The sequence below is a fragment of the Streptomyces sp. NPDC102259 genome (assembly GCF_044766465.1).
Classification (GTDB): domain Bacteria; phylum Actinomycetota; class Actinomycetes; order Streptomycetales; family Streptomycetaceae; genus Streptomyces.
The window spans coordinates 205,941-226,596 of the sequence record NZ_JBIWMA010000012.1; the positions used below are offsets into that span (position 1 = coordinate 205,941).

At 69.8% G+C, this 20,656-nt stretch carries 15 protein-coding genes and 1 riboswitch; of the genes, 7 read left to right on the plus strand and 8 right to left on the minus strand.

The genetic code is table 11. The features are described 5' to 3' along the window. Nucleotides 1–254 precede the first annotated feature (254 nt). Complete coding sequence (gene nagB, locus ACIRPU_RS26565; RefSeq protein WP_403871636.1) at nucleotides 255–1,040, plus strand: glucosamine-6-phosphate deaminase; 786 nt, start codon at nucleotides 255–257, stop codon at nucleotides 1,038–1,040. Between the two features lie 78 nt (nucleotides 1,041–1,118). Here the strand turns inward: nagB and ACIRPU_RS26570 are convergent, their stop codons facing one another. The 4 genes from ACIRPU_RS26570 to ACIRPU_RS26585 form a co-directional block, all read right to left on the minus strand. Further along, the gene (locus ACIRPU_RS26570; protein ID WP_403871638.1) at nucleotides 1,119–2,651 is read right to left on the minus strand and encodes a glycoside hydrolase family 3 protein; all 1,533 of its coding nucleotides are present in this window, start codon (nucleotides 2,649–2,651) and stop codon (nucleotides 1,119–1,121) included. Nucleotides 2,652–2,659: 8 nt separating this feature from the next. Beyond that, on the minus strand, nucleotides 2,660–3,526 hold the full coding sequence (locus ACIRPU_RS26575) for a carbohydrate ABC transporter permease (RefSeq protein ID WP_355704024.1): 867 nt from the start codon (nucleotides 3,524–3,526) through the stop codon (nucleotides 2,660–2,662). Beyond that, a complete protein-coding gene (locus ACIRPU_RS26580; protein ID WP_355704023.1) occupies nucleotides 3,523–4,509 on the minus strand; it encodes a sugar ABC transporter permease in 987 nt (328 codons plus the stop codon). The genes ACIRPU_RS26575 and ACIRPU_RS26580 overlap by 4 nt, the downstream gene beginning before the upstream one ends. A gap of 146 nt (nucleotides 4,510–4,655) precedes the next feature. Then, entirely contained in the window at nucleotides 4,656–5,936 is a 1,281-nt protein-coding gene (locus ACIRPU_RS26585; protein WP_403871641.1) for an extracellular solute-binding protein, read from the minus strand. 371 nt (nucleotides 5,937–6,307) lie between these two features. Between ACIRPU_RS26585 and ACIRPU_RS26590 the strand changes: the two genes are divergently transcribed. From ACIRPU_RS26590 to mctP, 3 genes are all read left to right on the plus strand, one after another. Then, nucleotides 6,308–7,072, plus strand: coding sequence for a GntR family transcriptional regulator (locus tag ACIRPU_RS26590; RefSeq protein ID WP_384114539.1), 765 nt, complete (start codon nucleotides 6,308–6,310; stop codon nucleotides 7,070–7,072). Between the two features lie 101 nt (nucleotides 7,073–7,173). Beyond that, nucleotides 7,174–7,470: a DUF3311 domain-containing protein gene (locus ACIRPU_RS26595; RefSeq protein WP_403871643.1), complete on the plus strand. Its 297-nt coding sequence runs from the start codon at nucleotides 7,174–7,176 to the stop codon at nucleotides 7,468–7,470. Beyond that, a complete protein-coding gene (gene mctP, locus ACIRPU_RS26600; protein ID WP_403871645.1) occupies nucleotides 7,467–9,092 on the plus strand; it encodes a monocarboxylate uptake permease MctP in 1,626 nt (541 codons plus the stop codon). Before ACIRPU_RS26595 ends, mctP begins: the two co-directional genes overlap by 4 nt. 92 nt (nucleotides 9,093–9,184) lie before the next feature. Here the strand turns inward: mctP and ACIRPU_RS26605 are convergent, their stop codons facing one another. After that, complete coding sequence (locus ACIRPU_RS26605) at nucleotides 9,185–12,766, minus strand: ATP-binding protein (RefSeq protein WP_403871647.1); 3,582 nt, start codon at nucleotides 12,764–12,766, stop codon at nucleotides 9,185–9,187. A gap of 327 nt (nucleotides 12,767–13,093) precedes the next feature. After that, nucleotides 13,094–13,183: riboswitch (cobalamin riboswitch) on the plus strand. 145 nt (nucleotides 13,184–13,328) lie between these two features. Here ACIRPU_RS26605 and ACIRPU_RS26610 point away from each other — a divergent pair. Together ACIRPU_RS26610 and ACIRPU_RS26615 are read left to right on the plus strand one after the other, a co-directional pair. Next, nucleotides 13,329–15,707: a ribonucleoside-diphosphate reductase subunit alpha gene (locus tag ACIRPU_RS26610; protein WP_403871649.1), complete on the plus strand. Its 2,379-nt coding sequence runs from the start codon at nucleotides 13,329–13,331 to the stop codon at nucleotides 15,705–15,707. Next, nucleotides 15,707–16,750 (plus strand): ribonucleotide-diphosphate reductase subunit beta, encoded by a 1,044-nt coding sequence (locus ACIRPU_RS26615; RefSeq protein ID WP_403871651.1) that lies wholly within the window; start codon nucleotides 15,707–15,709, stop codon nucleotides 16,748–16,750. The genes ACIRPU_RS26610 and ACIRPU_RS26615 overlap by 1 nt, the downstream gene beginning before the upstream one ends. On the opposite strand, the gene ACIRPU_RS26620 is transcribed toward ACIRPU_RS26615, so the two are convergent. Further along, complete coding sequence (locus ACIRPU_RS26620; protein ID WP_403871653.1) at nucleotides 16,663–16,905, minus strand: hypothetical protein; 243 nt, start codon at nucleotides 16,903–16,905, stop codon at nucleotides 16,663–16,665. The two genes, ACIRPU_RS26615 and ACIRPU_RS26620, sit on opposite strands and share 88 nt — an antisense overlap. Nucleotides 16,906–17,084: 179 nt before the next feature. Between ACIRPU_RS26620 and ACIRPU_RS26625 the strand changes: the two genes are divergently transcribed. Beyond that, a complete protein-coding gene (locus ACIRPU_RS26625) occupies nucleotides 17,085–18,053 on the plus strand; it encodes a helix-turn-helix domain-containing protein (protein WP_403871655.1) in 969 nt (322 codons plus the stop codon). A 10-nt stretch (nucleotides 18,054–18,063) separates the two neighbouring features. Here ACIRPU_RS26625 and ACIRPU_RS26630 read toward each other — a convergent pair whose 3' ends face one another. Together ACIRPU_RS26630 and cyc1 are read right to left on the minus strand one after the other, a co-directional pair. After that, on the minus strand, nucleotides 18,064–19,434 hold the full coding sequence (locus ACIRPU_RS26630) for a cytochrome P450 (protein ID WP_403871657.1): 1,371 nt from the start codon (nucleotides 19,432–19,434) through the stop codon (nucleotides 18,064–18,066). Further along, nucleotides 19,431–20,483 carry an epi-isozizaene synthase gene (gene cyc1, locus ACIRPU_RS26635; RefSeq protein ID WP_403871659.1) on the minus strand — a complete coding sequence of 351 codons (1,053 nt, stop codon included), beginning with the start codon at nucleotides 20,481–20,483 and terminating at the stop codon, nucleotides 19,431–19,433. The genes ACIRPU_RS26630 and cyc1 overlap by 4 nt, the downstream gene beginning before the upstream one ends. Nucleotides 20,484–20,656: the final 173 nt, after the last annotated feature.

Here is a 20,656-nt window from a genome sequence, read left to right on the forward strand (position 1 = left end):
CCCGCGCGGGGCCAGTTGCGCGGGGCATTTTCCGCGATCTGCTCCGCGACCGGCCGCCTCCCCCTTCTGCCCCCCCTTTCGCCATCCCCCCGCCATCCCCCCGCGTTCCCCTCCGCGCCCCCTCCGCGTCCCCTCCGCGTCCGAGACGGACACTGCCGACTCTGTTAGATTGACCTCATAGATTGGTCTAAACCACATAGCCCACCACACAGCCCTTCCGGGCCCCCGAGCCCCTCTCAGAACGGCAGGCCAGCGTGGAAGTTGTCATCGTTGCGGACGCCCGGTCGGGCGGCGAGCTCATCGCCGAGGCCCTGGCGCAGCTCCTGCGGCGCAAGCCGGACGCCCTGCTCGGCGTGGCCACCGGCTCCACCCCGCTGCCCATCTACCAGGCGCTGGCGGCCAAGGTGCGCTCCGGATCGGTGGACACCGCCCGGGCACGGATCGCCCAGCTCGACGAGTACGTGGGCCTGCCCGCCCAGCACCCCGAGTCCTACCGTTCGGTGCTGCGGCGCGAGGTGCTGGAGCCGCTCGGCATCACCATGGAGGCCTTCCTCGGGCCGGACGGCACGGCCACCGACGTGCAGGCCGCGTGCGAGGCCTACGACCGCGCGCTGGCCGCGGCCGGCGGAGTGGACCTCCAGCTGCTCGGGATCGGCACCGACGGACACATCGGGTTCAACGAGCCGTGCTCGTCGCTGCGCTCGCGGACCCGGATCAAGACGCTGACCGAGCAGACCCGGGTGGACAACGCGAGGTTCTTCGACGGGGACATCGAACAGGTGCCGCACCACGTCATCACCCAGGGGATCGGGACGATCCTGGAGGCGCGGCACCTGGTGCTGCTCGCCACCGGGGAGGGCAAGGCCGACGCCGTCGCGGCCACCGTCGAGGGGCCGGTCGCCGCGGTGTGCCCGGCCTCCGCGCTCCAGCTGCACCCGCACGCGACGGTCGTCGTCGACGAGGCCGCCGCGTCCAAGCTGAAGCTCGCGGAGTACTTCCGCCACACCTTCGCCAACAAGCCGGAGTGGCAGGGCATCTGAGGGCGCCGCCACCACCGGCCACGACGAAAGGCGCCGGGCTCCTGAAGAGGAGCCCGGCGCCTTTCGTCGTGGTGGCGCTCAGGCGGGTGTGCCCGCCGCGATGACCTCCGCCGCCGCGCGGCCGCACACCCGGGCCGCGCCGTGGGTGGCGATGTGCAGCGCGCCCCGGGGCGGGGCCTGGGGGACGCCCATCTCGACGACGACCGTGTCCGGGCGTGCCGTGAGGAGGGTGTCGAGGGCCGCCCCCATCCAGGGGTGCCGGTGCTCGTCGCGGACCACGGCGACGATCCGCCGCTCCCCCGCGGCGACCAGCGCCGCGTGCCCCGCGTCCGCGCCCGTGAAGCTGCCGGTCTCCGTCCCCGGCAGCAGCCGGCCCAGCTCCGCGGCCACGCCCCACGGGGTCTCGTCGCCGACGGCGATGTTCGCGACCGGGGTGAGCGCGGCGACGTACGGCGGGTCGGCGAGCGGGTTGAAGACGTCGTCGCCGGTCAGGCGCAGCGCCCGGCGGGCGGCGATCAGCCCGACATCCGCTCGCCCGGCGCTCCGGTCCGCGCGCGCCGTCCCCTCGTCGGCGCCGGCCGCGGCCGCGGCCGTGCTCCGTGAAGCCGTCCAGCGGGCCAGTGCCCGTACCCGTTCCGCCGCGTCCGCGAGGCGTCGCTCGGGGAGTTCGCCCGTGCGGACGGCGGTGACCAGGGCGTCGCGCAGGCGGCGTACCGTCTCGTCGTCCGCCAGGCCGCCGCCCACGCAGATGGCGTCGGCGCCGGCCGCGACGGCGAGGACGCTGCCGCGCTCGATGCCGTAGGTCGCGGCGACGGCCTGCATCTCCATGCCGTCGGTGACGATCAGGCCGTCGTAGCCGAGTTCCTCGCGGAGCAGGGTGGTGAGGATGCGCGGGGACAGGGTCGCCGGTCGGGCCGGGTCCAGGGCGGGGACCAGGATGTGCGCGCTCATCACGGCCCGGGTGCCGGCGGCGATGGCGGCGCGGAACGGGGTCAGTTCGCGTTCCGTCAGGACCGCCGGGTCGGCGTCGATGCGCGGGAGCGCGTGGTGGGAGTCGACGGCCGTGTCGCCGTGCCCGGGGAAGTGCTTGGTGCAGGCCGCCACGCCCGCCGACTGCAGGCCGGTGACGTAGGCGGCGGTGTGCCGGGCGACCAGGCCCGGGTCGGCGCCGAACGAGCGGACACCGATGACCGGGTTCGCGGGGTTGGAGTTCACGTCGGCGGAGGGCGCCCAGTTCAGGTTGACGCCGCACTCCGCGAGGCGGCGGCCCAGCTCGGCGGCGACCTCCAGGGTGAGCGAGACGTCGTCCACCGCGCCCAGCGCGTGGTTGCCGGGGAAGCTGGAGCCGGTGCGCACCTCCAGGCGCGTGACGTCTCCGCCCTCCTCGTCGATCGCGACCAGGACGTCGTCCCGCTCCACGCGCAACTGCGCGGTCAGCGAGGCGAGTTGTTCCGGTGAGGCGATGTTCCTGCCGAACAGGCCCACCGACGCCAGGCCCTCGCCCAGGCGGCGCAGCAGCCAGTCGGGGGCGGTGGTGCCGGGGAAACCGGGTTGGAGGACCGTCAGGGCGTCACGGGTGAGAGTGTCGGTGCCGCTGGCGATTGTCGTCATCGGGGGCGTTATCCCTTCACGGCGCCCGCGGTCAGCCCCGCGGCCATCTTGCGCTGGACGAGGAGGAACAGGGCGACGATCGGTAGGGCCATCATGGTGGCGCCGGCCATCATCGGGGCGTACTCGGTGCCGTGCTTGGTGGAGAAGTTGCTGAGCCACACGGTGGCCGTCTGGTTCTTCTGGCTGAGCAGCATCAGGGCGTAGAGGTACTCGTTCCAGGCCTGGATGAAGCCGTAGACCGAGGTGGCGACCATGCCCGGGGCCAGCAGGGGGAAGACCACCCGGACGAAGGCTCCGGTGCGGGAGCAGCCGTCCACCATCGCGGCCTCCTCCAGCTCCTTCGGGATGTTGACGATGAAGCCGCGCAGCGTCCACACCGTGAAGGGGAGGATGAAGGTCAGGTACGTGAGGATCAGGCCGGACAGCTTGTCGTACTGACCCAGGTCGTTCAGCAGCAGGAAGACCGGGATGATCATGGCGACGAGCGGGACCATCTGGACGGCCAGGATGCCCACGATCACGATCTTGCGGCCGCGGAAGGCGAACCGGGAGATGGCCAGGGCGGCCAGCATGCCGACGACGACGCCGATCGCGACGACCGCCAGGGAGACGAGCAGGCTGCGGCCCACCGGGCCCCAGAAGTCGGCGATGTGCAGCGCGCGGCTGAAGTTGTCGAGGGTCAGTCCGGTCGGCAGCAGGCTCGGGTCCGGATCGATGGCGTCCTTCGCCGGCTTGAACGCGGTGTTGAGCATCCAGTAGACGGGGAAGCCCGCGACGGCGAAGACCAGCAGGCCGAGGAGGTTCCAGCCGAACTTCGGCTTGCGGCGCCCGGACCGGCTGTCCACCCGGTTCGCCTCGGCGGCAACGGCGCTCATTCGACCTCTCCGATCTTCAGCATCTGACGCATGTAGACGGCGACCACTCCGAGCAGCAGCACCACGGTGACCAGGGCGATCGCCGAGCCCTGTCCGTAGTCGTTGACGACGAAGGCGCGGTCGTAGGAGTACGTCGTCAGGATCTGGAACTCGGCTTCCGGGTGGCCGTTGCGCATGACGAAGACCTGGGGGAAGACGCCCATGTCCCAGATGACCGACAGGGTCGTGAGCATCACGATGATCGGCTTGAGGATGGGCAGGGTGACGTACCGGAAGACGCCCCAGGCGCCCGCGCCGTCGAGGCGGGCGGCCTCCTCCAGTTCGGCCGGGACCTGGGTGAGGCCGGCGCTGAGGGTGATGACCACGAAGGGCACGGCGCCCCAGACGACGAGGAGCATGATGACCGCCAGCCCCTGCGGTCCGCTGGCGAACCAGTTGTGGCCGATCAGCTCGACGCCCGGCAGCCTGCTCAGGACCGCGTTGAGGATGCCGTAGTCGGCGTCGAACAGCCACTTGAAGACGGTGGTGGCGACGATGACCGGCATGCCCCAGCCGGCCACGAGCGCGATGTTGACGAGGGTCTTCACCCAGCCGGAGACGCGCTGGAGGAGCAGCGCGATCAGCATGCCGATGACCATCGTGAGGATCACGCAGCCGGCCGCGAAGACGACCGTGCGAAGGACGACCTGCCAGAACTCGCCGTCGCTCAGCACTCCCGTGAAGTTGTCGAAACCGACCGACTCGGCCGGCTGGAAGCCCCACAGCTGGGACTGCCCGAACTTCTGGAAGGAGAGGGTGACCAGCCGGACCAGCGGATAGCCCATCACCAGGGCGAGGACCAGCAGGCAGGGGGCGAGGAGCAGCCAGGGGGTGGCGGCCCCGCCGGCGCTGCGGCGGCCGCGTGGTCTTGGCACCACGGGTGGTGGTGGCGGCGACTGCCGCGTCGGCGGCACTTTGGCAGTGGTCGTGTCTGCGGCACTCATCCGCGCGCTCCTCAGCGGTCCCTCGGGTCGTACGAAGGCGAACCCCCGCACGGGTCGTACGGGTCGTACTGGTCGTACGAGTCGTGCGCGAGGCAGGGCCCCGCCCCGTTGAAGCCCTCCGGGGTCGACGGGGCCCTGCTCTCAGGTCACTTGGTGTTGATGACCTTGTCGATCGCGGCGTCCGCGTCCTTCGCGGCGGCCTCGACCGTCTTCTTGCCGGTGCCGATGCTCTGGAGCATGGTCTGGAGCACCTGGGCCTTCTCAACCTGGCCCCAGCCGGGAGCCATCGGGACGAACCAGTTGGACTCGGCGGCGGTCGCCGGGACCGCGGTGGCCGGGTCGCTCTTGAGGGTCGCGAGGTCGGTCTTGTTGTTGGGCAGGTTGCCCTTGGCGATCAGGCCCTTCTGGCCGGACGGGCCGGTGAACGCGTTGATCCACTCGGCGGCGAGGGCCTGCGCGTCCGACTTCACCGGGACGGCGAGGTCGGAGCCGCCCAGGAAGACGGGGAGGTTCTTGCCGGACGGGCCGGGCATCACGAAGTTCTCGACGTTGTTCGCGAGCTTGCCGGTCTTGTCGTTCTCCTTCGCCGCGGCGGTCGCGCCCTCCCAGGCGGGGGCGAAGATCATGCCGGACTTGCCCTGGCCGTAGACGATGTAACGGTCGGACTCGTCCTTGGTCTTGTCGCCGTGCATGTACGTGTCGAGGACGTTCTTGAACTCGTTGAGGCCCTTGATCGACTCGGGCGAGGACAGGTTGGCCTTCCACTGGCCGCCGTCCTCCTTGGCGATCGAGCCGCCGGCGTCGTAGACGAAGGACATGGCCGCGTACCAGTCACGGGTGGGCTGGTACCAGGCGGAGAACTTGTCGCCCTCCTTCTTCTGGACCTTGTCCAGGGCGGCGGTCAGCTCGGTGTACGTCTTCGGCGTGGTCTTGACGCCCGCCGAGGCGAAGAGGTCCTTGCGCCAGTTGGCGACCCGGCCGCCCGCGTAGTACGGGACGCCGTAGGTCTTGCCGTCGTAGGTCACCGAGGCCTTGAGGCCGTCGAGCCAGGCGGAGGAGTTGTCGAACTTGGCGGTGTCGAGGGGAGCGAAGGCGCCCTTGACCATGTAGCCGAGCATCTCGGTGTTGCCCATCTCGACGACGTCGGGGGCCTTGTCGGTGGCCAGCACCGCGTCGAGCTTGGCGTTCTTGTCCGGCCAGCCGTAGTACTCGTGGTTGATCTTGACGCCGGGGTGCGCCTTCTGCACCGCCGCGTCGGCGGCCTTCACCAGCTCGGGCCAGTTGTTCTGCGCGTCGACGGTGAGCCAGACCGTCAGTTCCTTGGCGTCGGTGCCCTTCGAGTCCCCGCTGCCACCGTCGTCCCCGCACGCCGCGATGGAGACCATCATGCCCGCGATACCGATCGCGGCTATCAGCTTGCGCTTCACGCCATCCTCCTCAGGGATGCCACACCCCCCGCCCACGGGCCGGGACCTCGACTGGACCAATGGTGTAGACCAGTGCGCAGAGCTTGGCTCAGACCAATAAGCCTGTCAAGGGCGGCCGAACCCCCTCCGAACAGCCGTTATGGGACCTATATATGCAGGAACCTTTAAGTAAGAAGTCGTCGAAAACCTCGGCTACGGAGGGTTCCGCTCCGGTAGACCATTTGCCCTGGTGGACTAGACCAGCAAAGATGGCGACGGTATACAGAGGGATCACGGAACGGTGGGGCAGCATTTCCGCGTCCGTGCCACGATGTGACCCGCGGCCGACGGCGTGTCGGCCATTTCGGCACCCGTAGCCGGGAAGGCAGGCCATGAGCACCGACGTCAGCAGTGCGGAGAACGAGGGTGGGGCGACCGTCCGTACCGCGCGTGTGCCCAAGTACTACCGCCTGAAGAAACACCTGCTCGACATCACGGAGACACAGTCTCCGGGCACCCCGGTCCCGCCGGAGCGCACCCTGGCGGCCGAGTTCGACACCTCGCGCACGACCGTCCGCCAGGCCCTCCAGGAACTCGTCGTCGAGGGCCGCCTCGAGCGCATCCAGGGCAAGGGCACCTTCGTCGCCAAGCCGAAGGTGTCCCAGGCGCTCCAACTCACCTCGTACACCGAGGACATGCGCGCCCAGGGCCTCGAACCGACCTCGCAGCTCCTGGACATCGGCTACATCACCGCCGACGACCGTCTCGCGGGCCTCCTCGACATAACGGCCGGCGTACGGGTGCTGCGCATCGAGCGCCTGCGCATGGCCAACGGCGAACCGATGGCCATCGAGACGACCCATCTGTCGGCGAAGCGCTTCCCGGCCCTGCGCAGGTCACTGGTCAAGTACACCTCGCTGTACACCGCCCTCGCCGAGGTGTACGACGTCCGGCTCGCCGAGGCCGAGGAGACCATCGAGACCTCGCTGGCCACCCCGCGCGAGGCGGGCCTGCTGGGCACCGACGTGGGCCTGCCGATGCTGATGCTCTCCCGCCACTCGCTGGACCAGGAGGGCCGGCCGGTGGAGTGGGTGCGGTCGGTGTACCGGGGCGACCGGTACAAGTTCGTGGCGCGGCTGAAGCGGCCCGCCGAGTAGAGGGTCTGTGGAGGGTCTTCCGCTGGGCTTATCCGTCACTTACATTGCCTGCGCATTACATCTGTGATCAAGGCGATCAGAGTGAGGGGACGGAGCCGCGGATGTCCGACGAGGAAACGAGGGAACCGGTGGTGACGCCCGTGCGCGTCGCCATCGCCCTCTGTCTGATCGCGCCCTTCGTGGCGATGCTGTGGGTGGGTTCGTACGCGAAGGTGGACCCGGCGTTCATCGGGATCCCCTTCTTCTACTGGTACCAGATGCTGTGGGTGCCCCTGTCCGCCGCGCTCACCGTGACCGCGTACAAGCTGTGGCAGCGTGACCAGCGCGGCCGCGCCACCGGTTCTTCCGCTTCCTCCGCTTCCTCTGCTTCCTCCGCGAAGGGTGGTGCGTCGGAGTGAAGGACGGCGTGAACGGCGTCGCGCTCGCCGTCTTCATCTTCTTCTTCCTGGCCGTCACGGTCATGGGCTTCCTGGCCGCGCGCTGGCGCAAGGCCGAGAACGACAGCCTCGACGAATGGGGCCTGGGCGGCCGGTCGTTCGGCACCTGGGTCACCTGGTTCCTGCTCGGCGGCGACCTGTACACCGCGTACACCTTCGTCGCCGTGCCCGCGGCGATCTACGCGGCGGGCGCGGCCGGCTTCTTCGCGGTGCCGTACACGATCCTCGTCTACCCGCTGATCTTCACCTTCCTGCCCCGTCTGTGGTCGGTGTCCCACAAGCACGGCTATGTGACGACCTCGGACTTCGTGCGCGGCCGGTTCGGCTCGAAGGGCCTGTCGCTGGCGGTCGCCGTCACCGGCATCCTGGCGACGATGCCGTACATCGCGCTCCAACTGGTCGGCATCCAGGCCGTGCTCGACGTGATGGGCGTCGGCGGCGGCGAGGACACCAACTGGTTCGTGAAGGACCTGCCGCTGCTGATCGCGTTCGGCGTGCTGGCGGCCTACACCTACTCCTCGGGTCTGCGGGCCCCCGCGCTGATCGCGTTCGTGAAGGACACGCTGATCTACATCGTCATCGCGGTGGCGATCATCTACATCCCGATCAAGCTGGGCGGGTTCGACGACATCTTCGCCAAGGCGGGCGAGGCGTTCAGCCAGACCAACCCGGCGACGGGCAAGCCGCGCGGCGCGCTGGCGCCGGCGGAACCCGGCCAGTGGACCTACGCCACGCTGGCGTTGGGTTCGGCGCTGGCGCTGTTCATGTACCCCCACTCGATCACGGCGACGCTGTCGTCGCGCAGCCGTGAGGTGATCCGCCGCAACACCACGATCCTGCCGCTGTACTCCCTGATGCTGGGTCTGCTGGCGCTGCTGGGCTTCATGGCGATCGCGGCCGGGGTCAAGGTCACCAACGGGCAGCTGGCGATCCCGCAGCTGTTCGAGGACATGTTCCCGTCCTGGTTCGCGGGTGTGGCGTTCGCGGCGATCGGCATCGGCGCGCTCGTGCCCGCGGCCATCATGTCGATCGCGGCCGCGAACCTCTTCACCCGCAACATCTACAAGGACTTCATCAAACCGGACGCGACTCCCGCGCAGGAGACGAAGGTCTCCAAGCTGGTCTCGCTCCTGGTGAAGGTGGGCGCCCTGGTCTTCGTCCTCACCATGGACAAAACGGTCGCCATCAACTTCCAGCTGCTGGGCGGCATCTGGATCCTCCAGACGTTCCCGGCCCTGGTCGGCGGCCTCTTCACCCGCTGGTTCCACCGCTGGGCCCTGCTCGCCGGCTGGGCGGTCGGCATGGTCTACGGCACCGTCGCCGCGTACGGCGTCGCCTCCCCGACCCAGAAGCACTTCGGCGGCTCGTCGAAGGAGATCCCGGGCATCGGCGAGATCGGCTACATCGGTCTCACGGCGTTCGTGATCAACGTCGTCGTCACCGTGGTGCTGACCTTCGTCCTGAAGGCGGCCAAGGCTCCCGAGGGCATCGACGAGACGAAGCCGTCGGACTACACGGCGGACGCGGGCGACCCGGGCGTGGCGGTGGAGCTGCCCCCGGCGACGGCGGGCGCCGGCCACTAGGACGGTCCCGGGGACACACGATCGGCCAGGCGTCGCGCGCCCGGCGGGAGCCGTCGGGCACCGGGCACCGGGCACCGGGCACCGGGCACCGCCTAGTCCCGCGTACGTCTGGCCATCGCGTCCCAGAAGCGGTCCAGTTCGCGGACCGGCATGCCGACCCAGTGCGGGGTCTTCCTACGCAGCCCCCGGGGCAGCCAGCGCCGGACGCTGCCGGGCAGCAGGGCCTGTTGCTGGCGGCAGAACGGCTCGCGGATCTCTCCCCGGGGCAGACCGCCCCGGGGAGGGTACGGGCAGAGCTGGAACTTGCAGTCGGGAAGGCAGGTCGTGCCCGGTGCGGGCGGGGTGGACGTGCCGATGCGCAGTCCGGGCCGCAGCGGCTCCCGGTCCTCACGGATGCACGGCGGCAGCGACATTCCGGGCTGCTCCATGCGGGCCAGTCGTTCCTCGACCTCGTCCGGGTGCCCGTCCCGTTCGATGAGGTTCAGCATCACCAGCACGTCGGCGACGAGACGTTGGGCGCGCGGATCGAGGGTGCTCCAGCCGACCGAGGGCGGAATCCACAGGCTGTGCTTGCGGTATCCGCCGGTGTTGCCCGCGCGGGCGCCGATGTTGTCGGCGACGCCCTTCTCGTCGATCCACAGGAACCGCTCGGGCTGGCCGGTCTCCAGGGCGAGGGCGACCAGGTCGCCGGCCTCGGCGACGAACGGATGCAGACACCGCCGGGCCGGTTCGCCGGGCCGGTCCGGGTGACCCGGCGCCGCGTTCACCGTGCCCGCCATCGACAGCCAGCGCCTCACCGTCCCCACGGCGGTGGCCCCGCCGAGCCGCGGGGACGGCTGGTGCCCGTCGGGTCGGCCGCCGGAACCGTCCGGGAGCTCCCACAGGCACAGTGCCTGGAGCAGGCTGAGCTGCGCGTACCAGCAGCGTGACTGCTGGAGCACGGTCTCCGCCTGGCGGATCAGGTCGCTGCGGCCACCCAGGTAGATGTGCGGGTGTCGTTGGCGGCGGTTGGCCGCGTACTTGAAGCCCTGGGCCAGCGCGGCCTCCAGGGCGAGCGGCAGGTCGGGGGCGCCGCCGGTGAACTCCGGGTCGAGGTGGCGCAGCCACTTGGTGAGGCGTTCCCGGGCCTCGTCGCGATGGGCCTCGTCGACGGAGCCCAGGAGCATCGGGAGCATCCAGGCTCGCATCACGAACTCCCGGAAGAGATCGACCCGTTGCTCGCCGTAGCGCCGGTTCAGTTCCTTGCGCTCCTCCTGCAGCCGCCCGATGTCCTCGGCCGACGCGCCCCCGGGGGACGTACGGTCCGCCCGCGCCCTCTCCATGCGCGCGGACCATCCCTCGTACTCCCGCCTCTTCCAGGCCTTCAGCTTGGCCAGCCGGTCGTTGTACTCGTTCACGGGGTCGCTGTTCAGGCCGACCCGTTCGCGGATCACGGCGAACGCCGCGTTGCCGCCGGTGCCGAACTCCTGGGCGACGACGAGCCGGATGGAGTAGGAGGGTTCCTGGATGCCCAGCCGGAAGAGCTCCCAGTACAGCGGGGTGGTGTCGATACGGTCGGAGACCTTCCGCAGCGCGGCGCCCAGCTGCTTGAGCACTCTGCGCTTGGCGTCCCTCAGGGTGCGCCGGTCCCCCTTGATGCCGGACCAGTGTTCGCGCACCGCGGTGACGATCTCGCTCAGCTGTCCCGGGTCGTCCTCGGCGCTCTCGATCTCCAGGGCGGCCGCGTAGAGGTCCAGGGCCTTGGGGTCGTCGGTGCGGCGGCCCGCGGCGGCGCACAGCCGGTGGGCGAGCGGGCGGCCCCGCAGCGGCGTCTGCCGTATCCGTTCCGCGATCTCCCTCCGTAGCTCGGCCCGCACACCGTGCCGCCGGGCCGGAGGGTTCGCCGCCCGGTCACGGGACAGCAGGACGAGGGCGATGAGCAGTTCGCGGCTGGGGCCGGGCGGCTGAAGCGCCTGCTCGACCAGGTCCCCGGCGCCCCGCTCCCCCAGGTGGTTCAGCAGGCGGCAGCCGAAGTAGGCCTGGACGATGCTGTGCGGGAAACGGACCCGGTGCTCGAAGCCCTCCACCAGTCTGAGCTTGCTCGCGTGGGCCGCGAAGCGGGCGAGGACGGCCTGGCACTGGTCCATGTTGCCCTCGCGCAGCCGCCTGCGTTCCGCATCGCCGAGCCGCTCGCACAGCGCGTTCCAGATCTGGCGCCGGTGCCAGTCGGAGGGGGTGTTGTCGCGCTTGCCGTACCGGTCGAAGCCGCGGCCCTCCCACACGTGCTCGGCTCGGGAACGCGCGCGCCGGGCCGGGCCGGGGTGCAGGACGTCCGGGTCGAGCAGCTCCGCGAAGCCGACCTCCAGCTTGTCCTGGAGCAGTCCGACACAGGCCAGGGCCGAGACCACTTCGAGCGTGTCGCGGCGCTCCCGCGGGGCCAGCGCGACGTCCTCGCGCAGCCTCCCCTCGCACAGCGCCTCGGCCCAGGTCTCCAGCAGCCAGAGCCGCAGGGTGGCGCGGTCGCGGCTGCGGGTGTTCATGTGCCGCGGATCGTGGTTCGGGCGGTCGTGCTCCAGGATTCCCCGCCGGTGGAGTTCACGGGCGATCTGGAGGTAGATCGGCGACTCCGTCACCTCCGCCGTCTCGACGATCCAGTCCACCCGGCGCTCGTCGGTCTCCGGTACGTCCGCCCCGACGAAGCGCAGCGCCTCCTCCTCGCTGAGCGGTTCCAGCACCACGATCGCGGCGGAGGTGGTCTCCAGCGGGCTGTGCGGCCGGGAGGCGATGACCAGGGGCAGCTTCTCCTCGCGGGCGCGCTCGATGGCCCGGCGGATGACGTTGTCCCGATTCTGCTGCCGGCCGTCGTCGAGAAGGGCCTCCTCCAGGCCGTCGGCGAGGACGACCGGCTTGTCGTCGGCGAGGAGTTGCTGCCACACCCGGTCGGTCTTGCCGCGCGCCAGAATGCCCTTGGGCGCCTCCTGGGCGAAGCGCTGTTTTGCCAGGCGTTCGAAGTTCAGGTCGGCGCCGTCCGCCGCGTCCCGCAGTCTGACCGGCACCGGTACGGCGTTCTGGCGGGCCAGGAGTTCGGTGAGCCGTACGAGGACGGCGGTCTTCCCGGCTCCGACGCCGCCGACGAGCAGATACGGCCGCCGGGTGTCGCGCTCCCGCAGCCGCTCGGCGATGACCTGGGCGAGGTCCTCGCGGCCCACGATCTCGGCGGTGTCGTATCCGGCGGTGGGCACCAGCCGGCGCGGGTCCCGCAGCGCCTTGGTGAGATAACGCCGTTTGGTCCAGCGGTACCACCAGAACAGGAAGAGCGCGGCGGCCATCGAGGCGGCGAGGATCGGACCGACGAACTTGAAGACGGTCTCGAACCCCTCGTTGCCCTGCCGCCACTGTTCGAAGCCGGTCGTGTCGTTGGTGACGAGGATGAACAGGCCCTCCCCGAGCCAGGCGAGCACCGCCAGCACGGCGACGAGCCAGACGACCCTGGTGACGTTGGCGTAGGACACCCATCGGCGCCACTTCTTGGGGCGGGTGGCGCCGCGGCGGGCCTCCAGACGGATCGTCAGGGAGTGCCAGCGGCCGACGAACCCGTGTCCGACCCGGTGTCCCGCCCGTCGGAAGGCCAGTGTGGCCATCGGCGCGTCGCGCGGTCGCTCCTTGCCGGGCGGATGGCGGACGACCCTCGTCATGGCGTTCTCCTTGCGCGTTCCGCGAGCGGTTCCCGGGACGGGGGACTCGCGGGACAGGGGATTCGCACGGCGCCGACGACTCCTTCCATGGAATCACTCCGGGCACGCTCCGCAACCCGGGCGTCCGGCGCACTCGGGGCCGTGGACCCCACGGGCGGCCGTGGAGAACGTCCGCACACCAGAGCGGGACCGGCATCCCGTGCCACACCGGAACGATCTCACCCTGAACGCCTGTCAGCTGACGCTCTGAAACCACCCCGACACAACATCTGGGGGTGGCGTGACAGGTGAGCACAAGATGTATGCTCATGCTCGCTGTCGCCGCAGGGGAATCCGGTGCGAATCCGGAACTGTCCCGCAACGGTGTACTCGCGTGCATCCATACCCGTATGCGCACGCCTGTTCAGTCCGAGGTCCTGTCGACAGCGCGCCCGGCCGTCCGGTCCGGGTGCCCTGACGTCCGGGTCTCGTGGAGTGGGCCGGTGGACGCGACGCCCCCGCGCGCTCGTGTGCCGCCCCCTGCCCTGCGCCAGGCCCACCGCCGAGCGAGGGAGAGCCCCACGTGACCATCGCGCCAGCCGAACCGGTTTCCGTCACCGAGCTGGAGACCGACGGTCCCGGTACCGCGTTGCTGCGGACCCTGACCGAGCTGACCGCCGACCTGCCCGACGCCGACCCCGGCCGGGTCGCCGCCGTCGCCCTGCGCGGCCGGTCTGCACGGGCTGCCTCCGAGATCACCGCGGAGCTGCGCGAGCTGGCCACGGAGGGCGCCGCGGGGCTGATCTCCGAGGACCCCGCCTACTCGAAGCTGGCCGCCCGGCTGCTGACGATCAGCATCGCCGCGGAGGCCGCCTCCCAGGGCGTCACGTCGTTCACCGGATCGGTCGCGGTCGGTCACCGCGAGGGCCTGATCGCCGACCGCACCGCCGAGTTCGTGCGCGTCCACGCGGTCCGCCTCGACGCCCTGATCGACGAGGGGGCCGACGACCGCTTCGGCTACTTCGGGCTCCGTACCCTGCACAGCCGCTACCTCCTGCGGCACCCGATCACCCGCAAGGTCGTCGAGACGCCGCAGCACTTCCTGCTGCGCGTCGCCTCCGGTCTCGCCGAGGACGACACGTCGCGTTCCCTGGACGAGGTGGCCGCGCTCTACCGGCTGATGAGCCGGCTGGACTACCTGCCGTCCTCCCCCACGCTCTTCAACTCCGGTACGCGGCACCCCCAGATGTCGTCCTGCTACCTCCTCGACTCCCCGCTGGACGAGCTGGACTCCATCTACGACCGCTACCACCAGGTGGCCCGGCTGTCGAAGCACGCGGGCGGCATCGGACTGTCGTACTCCCGCATCCGCAGCCGCGGTTCGCTGATCCGTGGCACCAACGGGCACTCCAACGGCATCGTGCCGTTCCTGAAGACGCTCGACGCCTCGGTCGCCGCGGTGAACCAGGGCGGCCGGCGCAAGGGCGCGGCGGCGGTCTATCTGGAGACCTGGCACTCCGACATCGAGGAGTTCCTGGAGCTGCGGGACAACACCGGTGAGGACGCCCGCCGGACGCACAACCTGAACCTCGCGCACTGGATCCCGGACGAGTTCATGCGCCGGGTCAACGCCGACGAGCAGTGGTCGCTGTTCTCCCCCGCCGACGTGCCCGAGCTGGTCGACCTGTGGGGCGAGGAGTTCGAGGCGGCCTACCGGTCGGCCGAGGCGAAGGGGCTGGCGAAGAAGACCATCCCCGCCCGTGATCTCTACGGCCGCATGATGCGCACCCTCGCGCAGACCGGCAACGGCTGGATGACCTTCAAGGACGCGGCCAACCGCACCGCCAACCAGACGGCCGAGCCGGGCCACGTCGTGCACTCCTCCAACCTCTGCACGGAGATCCTGGAGGTCACGGACGACGGCGAGACGGCGGTCTGCAACCTGGGTTCGGTGAACCTCGGCGCGTTCGTCGACACGACGGCCGGCACGATCGACTGGGAGCGGCTGGACGAGACCGTCCGCACGGCCGTCACCTTCCTCGACCGGGTCGTCGACATCAACTTCTACCCGACCGAGCAGGCGGGCCGCTCCAACGCCCGCTGGCGCCCGGTCGGCCTGGGCGCGATGGGCCTCCAGGACGTCTTCTTCAAGCTGCGGCTGCCCTTCGACTCCCCCGAGGCGAAGGCGCTGTCCACCCGTATCGCCGAGCGCGTCATGCTCGCCGCCTACGAGGCCTCCGCCGAGCTGGCCGAGCGCAACGGCCCGCTGCCGGCCTGGGAGAAGACCCGTACGGCCAGGGGCGTGCTGCACCCGGACCACTACGGTGTCGAGTTCACCTGGCCCGAGCGCTGGGCGGCGCTGCGCGAGCGGATCGCGCGGACCGGCATGCGCAACTCCCTGCTGCTCGCCATCGCGCCCACCGCCACCATCGCGTCCATCGCGGGCGTGTACGAGTGCATCGAGCCGCAGGTGTCCAACCTGTTCAAGCGCGAGACGCTGTCCGGCGAGTTCCTCCAGGTCAACTCCTACCTGGTGCAGGACCTCAAGGACCTCGGCGTCTGGGACGCCCGCACCCGTGAGGCACTGCGCGACTCCAGCGGCTCGGTGCAGGACTTCGCCTGGATCCCGGACGACGTGCGCGCCCTGTACCGCACGGCCTGGGAGATCCCGCAGCGCGGCCTGATCGACATGGCCGCCGCCCGCACCCCGTACCTCGACCAGGCCCAGTCCCTGAACCTGTTCCTGGAGACGCCGACCATCGGCAAGCTCTCCTCGATGTACGCGTACGCCTGGAAGTCGGGCCTGAAGACGACGTACTACCTGCGCTCCCGCCCGGCGACGCGCATCGCCCGCGCGGCCCAGGCACAGGCCGCCGTCCCCGTCCCCGTCCAGCAGGTGGCCGAGCCCGACGCCGTCGCCTGCTCCCTTGAGAACCCCGAGTCCTGCGAGGCCTGCCAGTAATGACCAGCGAAGCCAAGGCGGTCTCCGCCAAGACCGTGTCCGCCAAGAACCTGCTCGACCCGGGCTTCGAGCTGACCCTTCGCCCGATGCGCTACCCGGACTTCTACGAGCGCTACCGGGACGCCATCAAGAACACCTGGACCGTCGAGGAGGTCGACCTCCACTCGGACGTCGCCGACCTGGCGAAGCTGTCCGAGGGCGAGCAGCACATGATCGGCCGGCTGGTCGCGTTCTTCGCGACGGGCGACTCGATCGTGGCGAACAACCTCGTGCTGACGCTCTACAAGCACATCAACTCCCCCGAGGCGCGCCTCTATCTGTCGCGGCAGCTGTTCGAGGAGGCCGTGCACGTCCAGTTCTATCTGACGCTCCTGGACACCTACCTCCCCGACCCGGAGGACCGCACCGCCGCCTTCGCCGCCGTGGAGAACATCCCCTCCATCCGCGAGAAGGCCGAGTTCTGCTTCAAGTGGATCAACGAGGTCGAGAAGCTGGACCGGCTGGAGAGCAAGGCCGACCGCCGTCGCTTCCTGCTCAACCTGATCTGCTTCGCCGCGTGCATCGAGGGCCTGTTCTTCTACGGCGCCTTCGCGTACGTCTACTGGTTCCGCAGCCGTGGTCTGCTGCACGGTCTCGCCACGGGCACCAACTGGGTGTTCCGTGACGAGACGATGCACATGAGCTTCGCCTTCGAGGTGGTCGACACCGTCCGCAAGGAGGAGCCGGACCTCTTCGACGACCAGCTCCAGGAGCAGGTGACGGCCATGCTGCGGGAGGCCGTGGAGGCCGAGCTGCAGTTCGGGCGCGACCTGTGCGGTGAGGGGCTGCCGGGCATGAACACCGACTCGATGCGGCAGTACCTCGAGTGCGTCGCCGACCAGCGTCTGTCGCGGCTCGGGTTCGCCCCGGTGTACGGCTCGGAGAACCCCTTCTCCTTCATGGAGCTCCAGGGCGTTCAGGAGCTGACCAACTTCTTCGAGCGCCGTCCCTCGGCGTACCAGGTCGCGGTGGAGGGCACCGTCGACCTGGACGAGGACTTCTGAGTCTCCCTCTCCCCGCGGGCCTCCTGGGCCTCCCTGATCTGCCGGTCGGCGCGCCGGTCGCGCATGACGCCGAGCACGGACGGGAGGACCAGGAGGACGAGGATCCCGAGGACCATGAGCATTCCGATGAGGCCTTCGATCTGGTTCGTGTTCATGGACACCAGTCTTCTGCCGGAGACTCCTGACCGGGAGTGGCAGGACTGCCGCACACCTTCAAATTCCTGCCACTGCGGGTGCACACTGGCAGCATGCTGCTGTGCTGCCCCGGGGCACGACCCCCGGACCCCCGGTCGAAGAACGAGAAGCGAGCGTCGGCCGGAATGCGAGGCCGATCGTGCTGAAGAACGTGGCGGCCGTCCTCCTCGACGGCGTACATCCCTTCGAACTCGGCGTCGTCTGCGAAGTGTTCGGCCTCGACCGCAGCGACGAAGGGCTGCCGGTGTACGACTTCGCCGTGGTGTCGGCGGAGGGTCCGGTCCTGCGCACCCATGTCGGCGGGCTCACCGTGTCCACGCCGTACGGCCTCGACCGGCTGGAGGAGGCCGACCTGATCGCCGTACCGGCCGCGGACTCGAACGTCGACCGCGTGTATCCGCCCGAGCTGCTCGCCGCGCTGCGCCGGGCCGTGGACCGGGGCGCCCGGGTCCTCAGCGTCTGCTCCGGGGTCTTCGTGCTGGGCGCCGCGGGGCTGCTCGACGGCCGGCGCTGCGCCGCGCACTGGCGGCACGCGGACGTGCTGGCCCGTCGCTACCCCCGGACGGCCGTCGAGCCGGACGTGCTGTACGTCGACGAGGACCCGGTGATCACCTCGGCCGGCACGGCCGCCGGTATCGATGCCTGTCTGCACCTGGTCCGCAAGGAGCAGGGACCCGAGGTCGCCAACCGGATCGCCCGGCGGATGGTGGTGCCGCCGCACCGGGACGGCGGCCAGGCCCAGTACATCGAGCGGCCGCTGCCCCGGTCGCGGTGCGACACCGTCGGCGAGGTGCTCGCGTGGATGGAGCAGCACCTCGACGAGGAGGTCACGGTGGAGCAGCTCGCGGAACGCGCCCACATGTCGCCGCGCACCTTCGCCCGCCGGTTCCAGCAGGAGACGGGCACCACTCCCTACCGGTGGCTGCTGCGTCAGCGGGTGCTGCTGGCCCAGCACCTGCTGGAGGCGACGGACGAGACGGTGGACGCGATCGCGTGGCGCGCCGGCTTCGGTACGGCCGGCGCCCTGCGTCACCAGTTCGTGCAGGCGCTGGGGACCTCCCCCAACGCCTATCGGCGCACGTTCCGCGGCCCTCGGGCCGTCGCCTGAGCCGCGGCTCTCACCCGGGCACGGCCCGCAGCAGCAGCCTGCGCGGCCGTAGCGTGATGCCGATGTGCGTCCGGTTGTCGGAGCCCGGCACCGGCTCGAAGCGGAACGCGGACGCCACCACCGCGGCGATCAGCGTCAGCTCGGCCATCGAGAAGTGGTCGCTCGGGCACTTCCGGTTGCCGACGCCGAACGGTGTCATGGCGTACTTCGGCACCTCCGGGGAACGGCCGGGCAGCCAGCGGTCGGGGTCGAACTCCGTGTGCCGCTCGTACGACCGCGGATCGCGCTGTACGGCGTACGGGCTGTAGACGATGTCGGCGCCCGCGGGAATGCGGTAGCCGCCGAGCTCGGTCTCGGTCACCGCACGCCGGGTCAATATCCATACGGCGGGATACAGCCGCATGGTCTCGACGATGACATTGGCGGTGTGCTGGAGCTTTCGGACGTCGCCGAATGCGACCGGGCGGTCTCCTACGACGCTTTTCACCTCTTCGCGGATCTTGTCCACCTGGTCGGGGTGCTCGGTGAGCACGTGGAGCAGCGACATGACTACGGAGCCTGCTGTTTCGCTGCCCGGTGTGAGTATCGCGATGACCTGGTCGTGGATCTCCTGTTCCCCGATCGGGTCGCCATTCTCGTCCTTCGCCTCCAGCAAAGCCGTCAGCAAATCGTCCGGCTTTTGACCGGATGCGCGGCGGTCGGCGATGATCTCGTCCACCAGCCGATGCAGGTCGGCCAGCGCGCGGTTGAATTCGCGGTTGGCCGGAATCGGTACCCGATAAAGCGGCCCGAGGGGCACCACCATGCGCTGGTACATACCGGCGAACAGGGTGGCGAGCGCGGAGGTGATGCGCTCGGACCGGGCGTCCATATAGCTGCCGCGCATCAGACAGCGCGCGGAGATGCGCACGGACACCCGGAAGGACTCCGCGGTGACGTCGAGGACCTCGCCCTTCCGCCAGCGCTCGACGAGCGCGTACGCCTCCTCCTCCATGATCGGCCCGTAGCCGGGGATGGCGTCGAGCCGGAACGCGGGCTGGATCGTGCGCCGCTGGCGGCGGTGCAGCGGGCCGTTGGCCGTGGCCACGCCCTCCTTGCCGAGCAGGCTCTCCAGGGACTCCCACAGGGGCCCCGAGATGATGTAGTCCGGGCTGAGCGCCAGGGCGCCGGTGAGCTCCGGCGCGGTGACGGCGTACACCGTCTTGGGGCCGAGCCTGAGGCGGACGATGTCGCCGTGGTCGCGGAGCTGGGCCAGGAAGGCCAGCGGGTCACGGGCCAGCTTCCAGCCGTGTCCGAGGAGCGGAACCCTGCCACCGGCCAACGGTGGCTCACGCAGTTCGGGCGCCGCGGGGGTCGCGGGTTTCACCGACTCGACGGTCATTTCTCACCTGCCGCTTCGTTGTTGACGTACGGGGGCGTGGACCGGTCGTCCCAGCTGTCGACCATGTATCGGCCGGACTCGTGGTGGAACCAGTAGACGGAACTGAACCAGTTCCGCATATTGCTGAGGCAGGACCGCACGGCGGCGCCGAGTTGATTTCCGCGGACCGTCCCGTCGGCGAGCCTGTCGGCAAGCCGTAGGACGTCCTTCTCGACGACGAGGAACTCGGAGATGCATTCCTCGACGCGTCGCCTGACTTCCTTCACCGCCTCTTCGAGAGTCAGTCCTTCATGGGTTATGAGACTGATTCCCAGATTGTGCACCTCATCGCCCGCTATTTCCTTGGGAAGCGAGCAGAGATCGTTGTACCAGGCGGCGAATTCCTGACTCAGCAACGCCGCGCGGCGAAATGCGGGGTGCTTCCTCACCGAGTCCGGGAGTTCTTGTCCCGCACTCGGCTCCAGCAGGTCGGTCCAGATCCAGTGGGCGAAGGTGAGCCGACGCAGCGCCAGGTATTCATCGACTCCGGGAATGCGCCCTTCGATTCGGTTGTGGAATTCCCGGTCGTACGCGTCGATCACGGCGTGGAAGTGCCGCGTGAACCGGGCGTTCCAGGTGCCGGGAAGGAAGGAGTGCAGCCGGCTCACGCTGTCCGCGAGCCCGGCGACCAGCGGATCCGGGTGGCGCAGATGCTCCGCCGGGGAGTCCAGGGCCGCGTGCAAGCGGAACCTGAGCCGCCGCCAGGAGGACGTCCGGCCGTGCACGACGTCACGGTCGTGCCGGTCGTCCCAGACGAAGAACCATGTGCTGTAGTCGGCGATGGCCTGCATGACCTCGTCGGGCGCACCGAGGTAGAAGCCCGCCATCAGGTCGGTGTAGCAAAGTCCGTCGGCATATTCTGCGACCTTGTCCGCCGACATCAACCGCATTTCCAGCAGCCAGGAGCGCGTCTTCTCCTGCAACTGGGGCCAATACGGATGCAGATGCCGGGGAAACGCCGCCTCGATGACTGGAAGTGAGAGCGAGGGAGGGACCGCGGGCGCGGCCACCGTCGCTGTGGTGCTGTATGTGGTGCTGTATGGGAAAGCTGGCACGGACAACCCCTCTCAGCCGCCAGTGGGCACACACCCCTCGCCCCGTGCCGGGCGTGCGCCGTTGCGTATCCCCGCACTTCCTATTCAGCCCTACAACTGACCGTTCTGGGAACGGATTTGCTTCATTC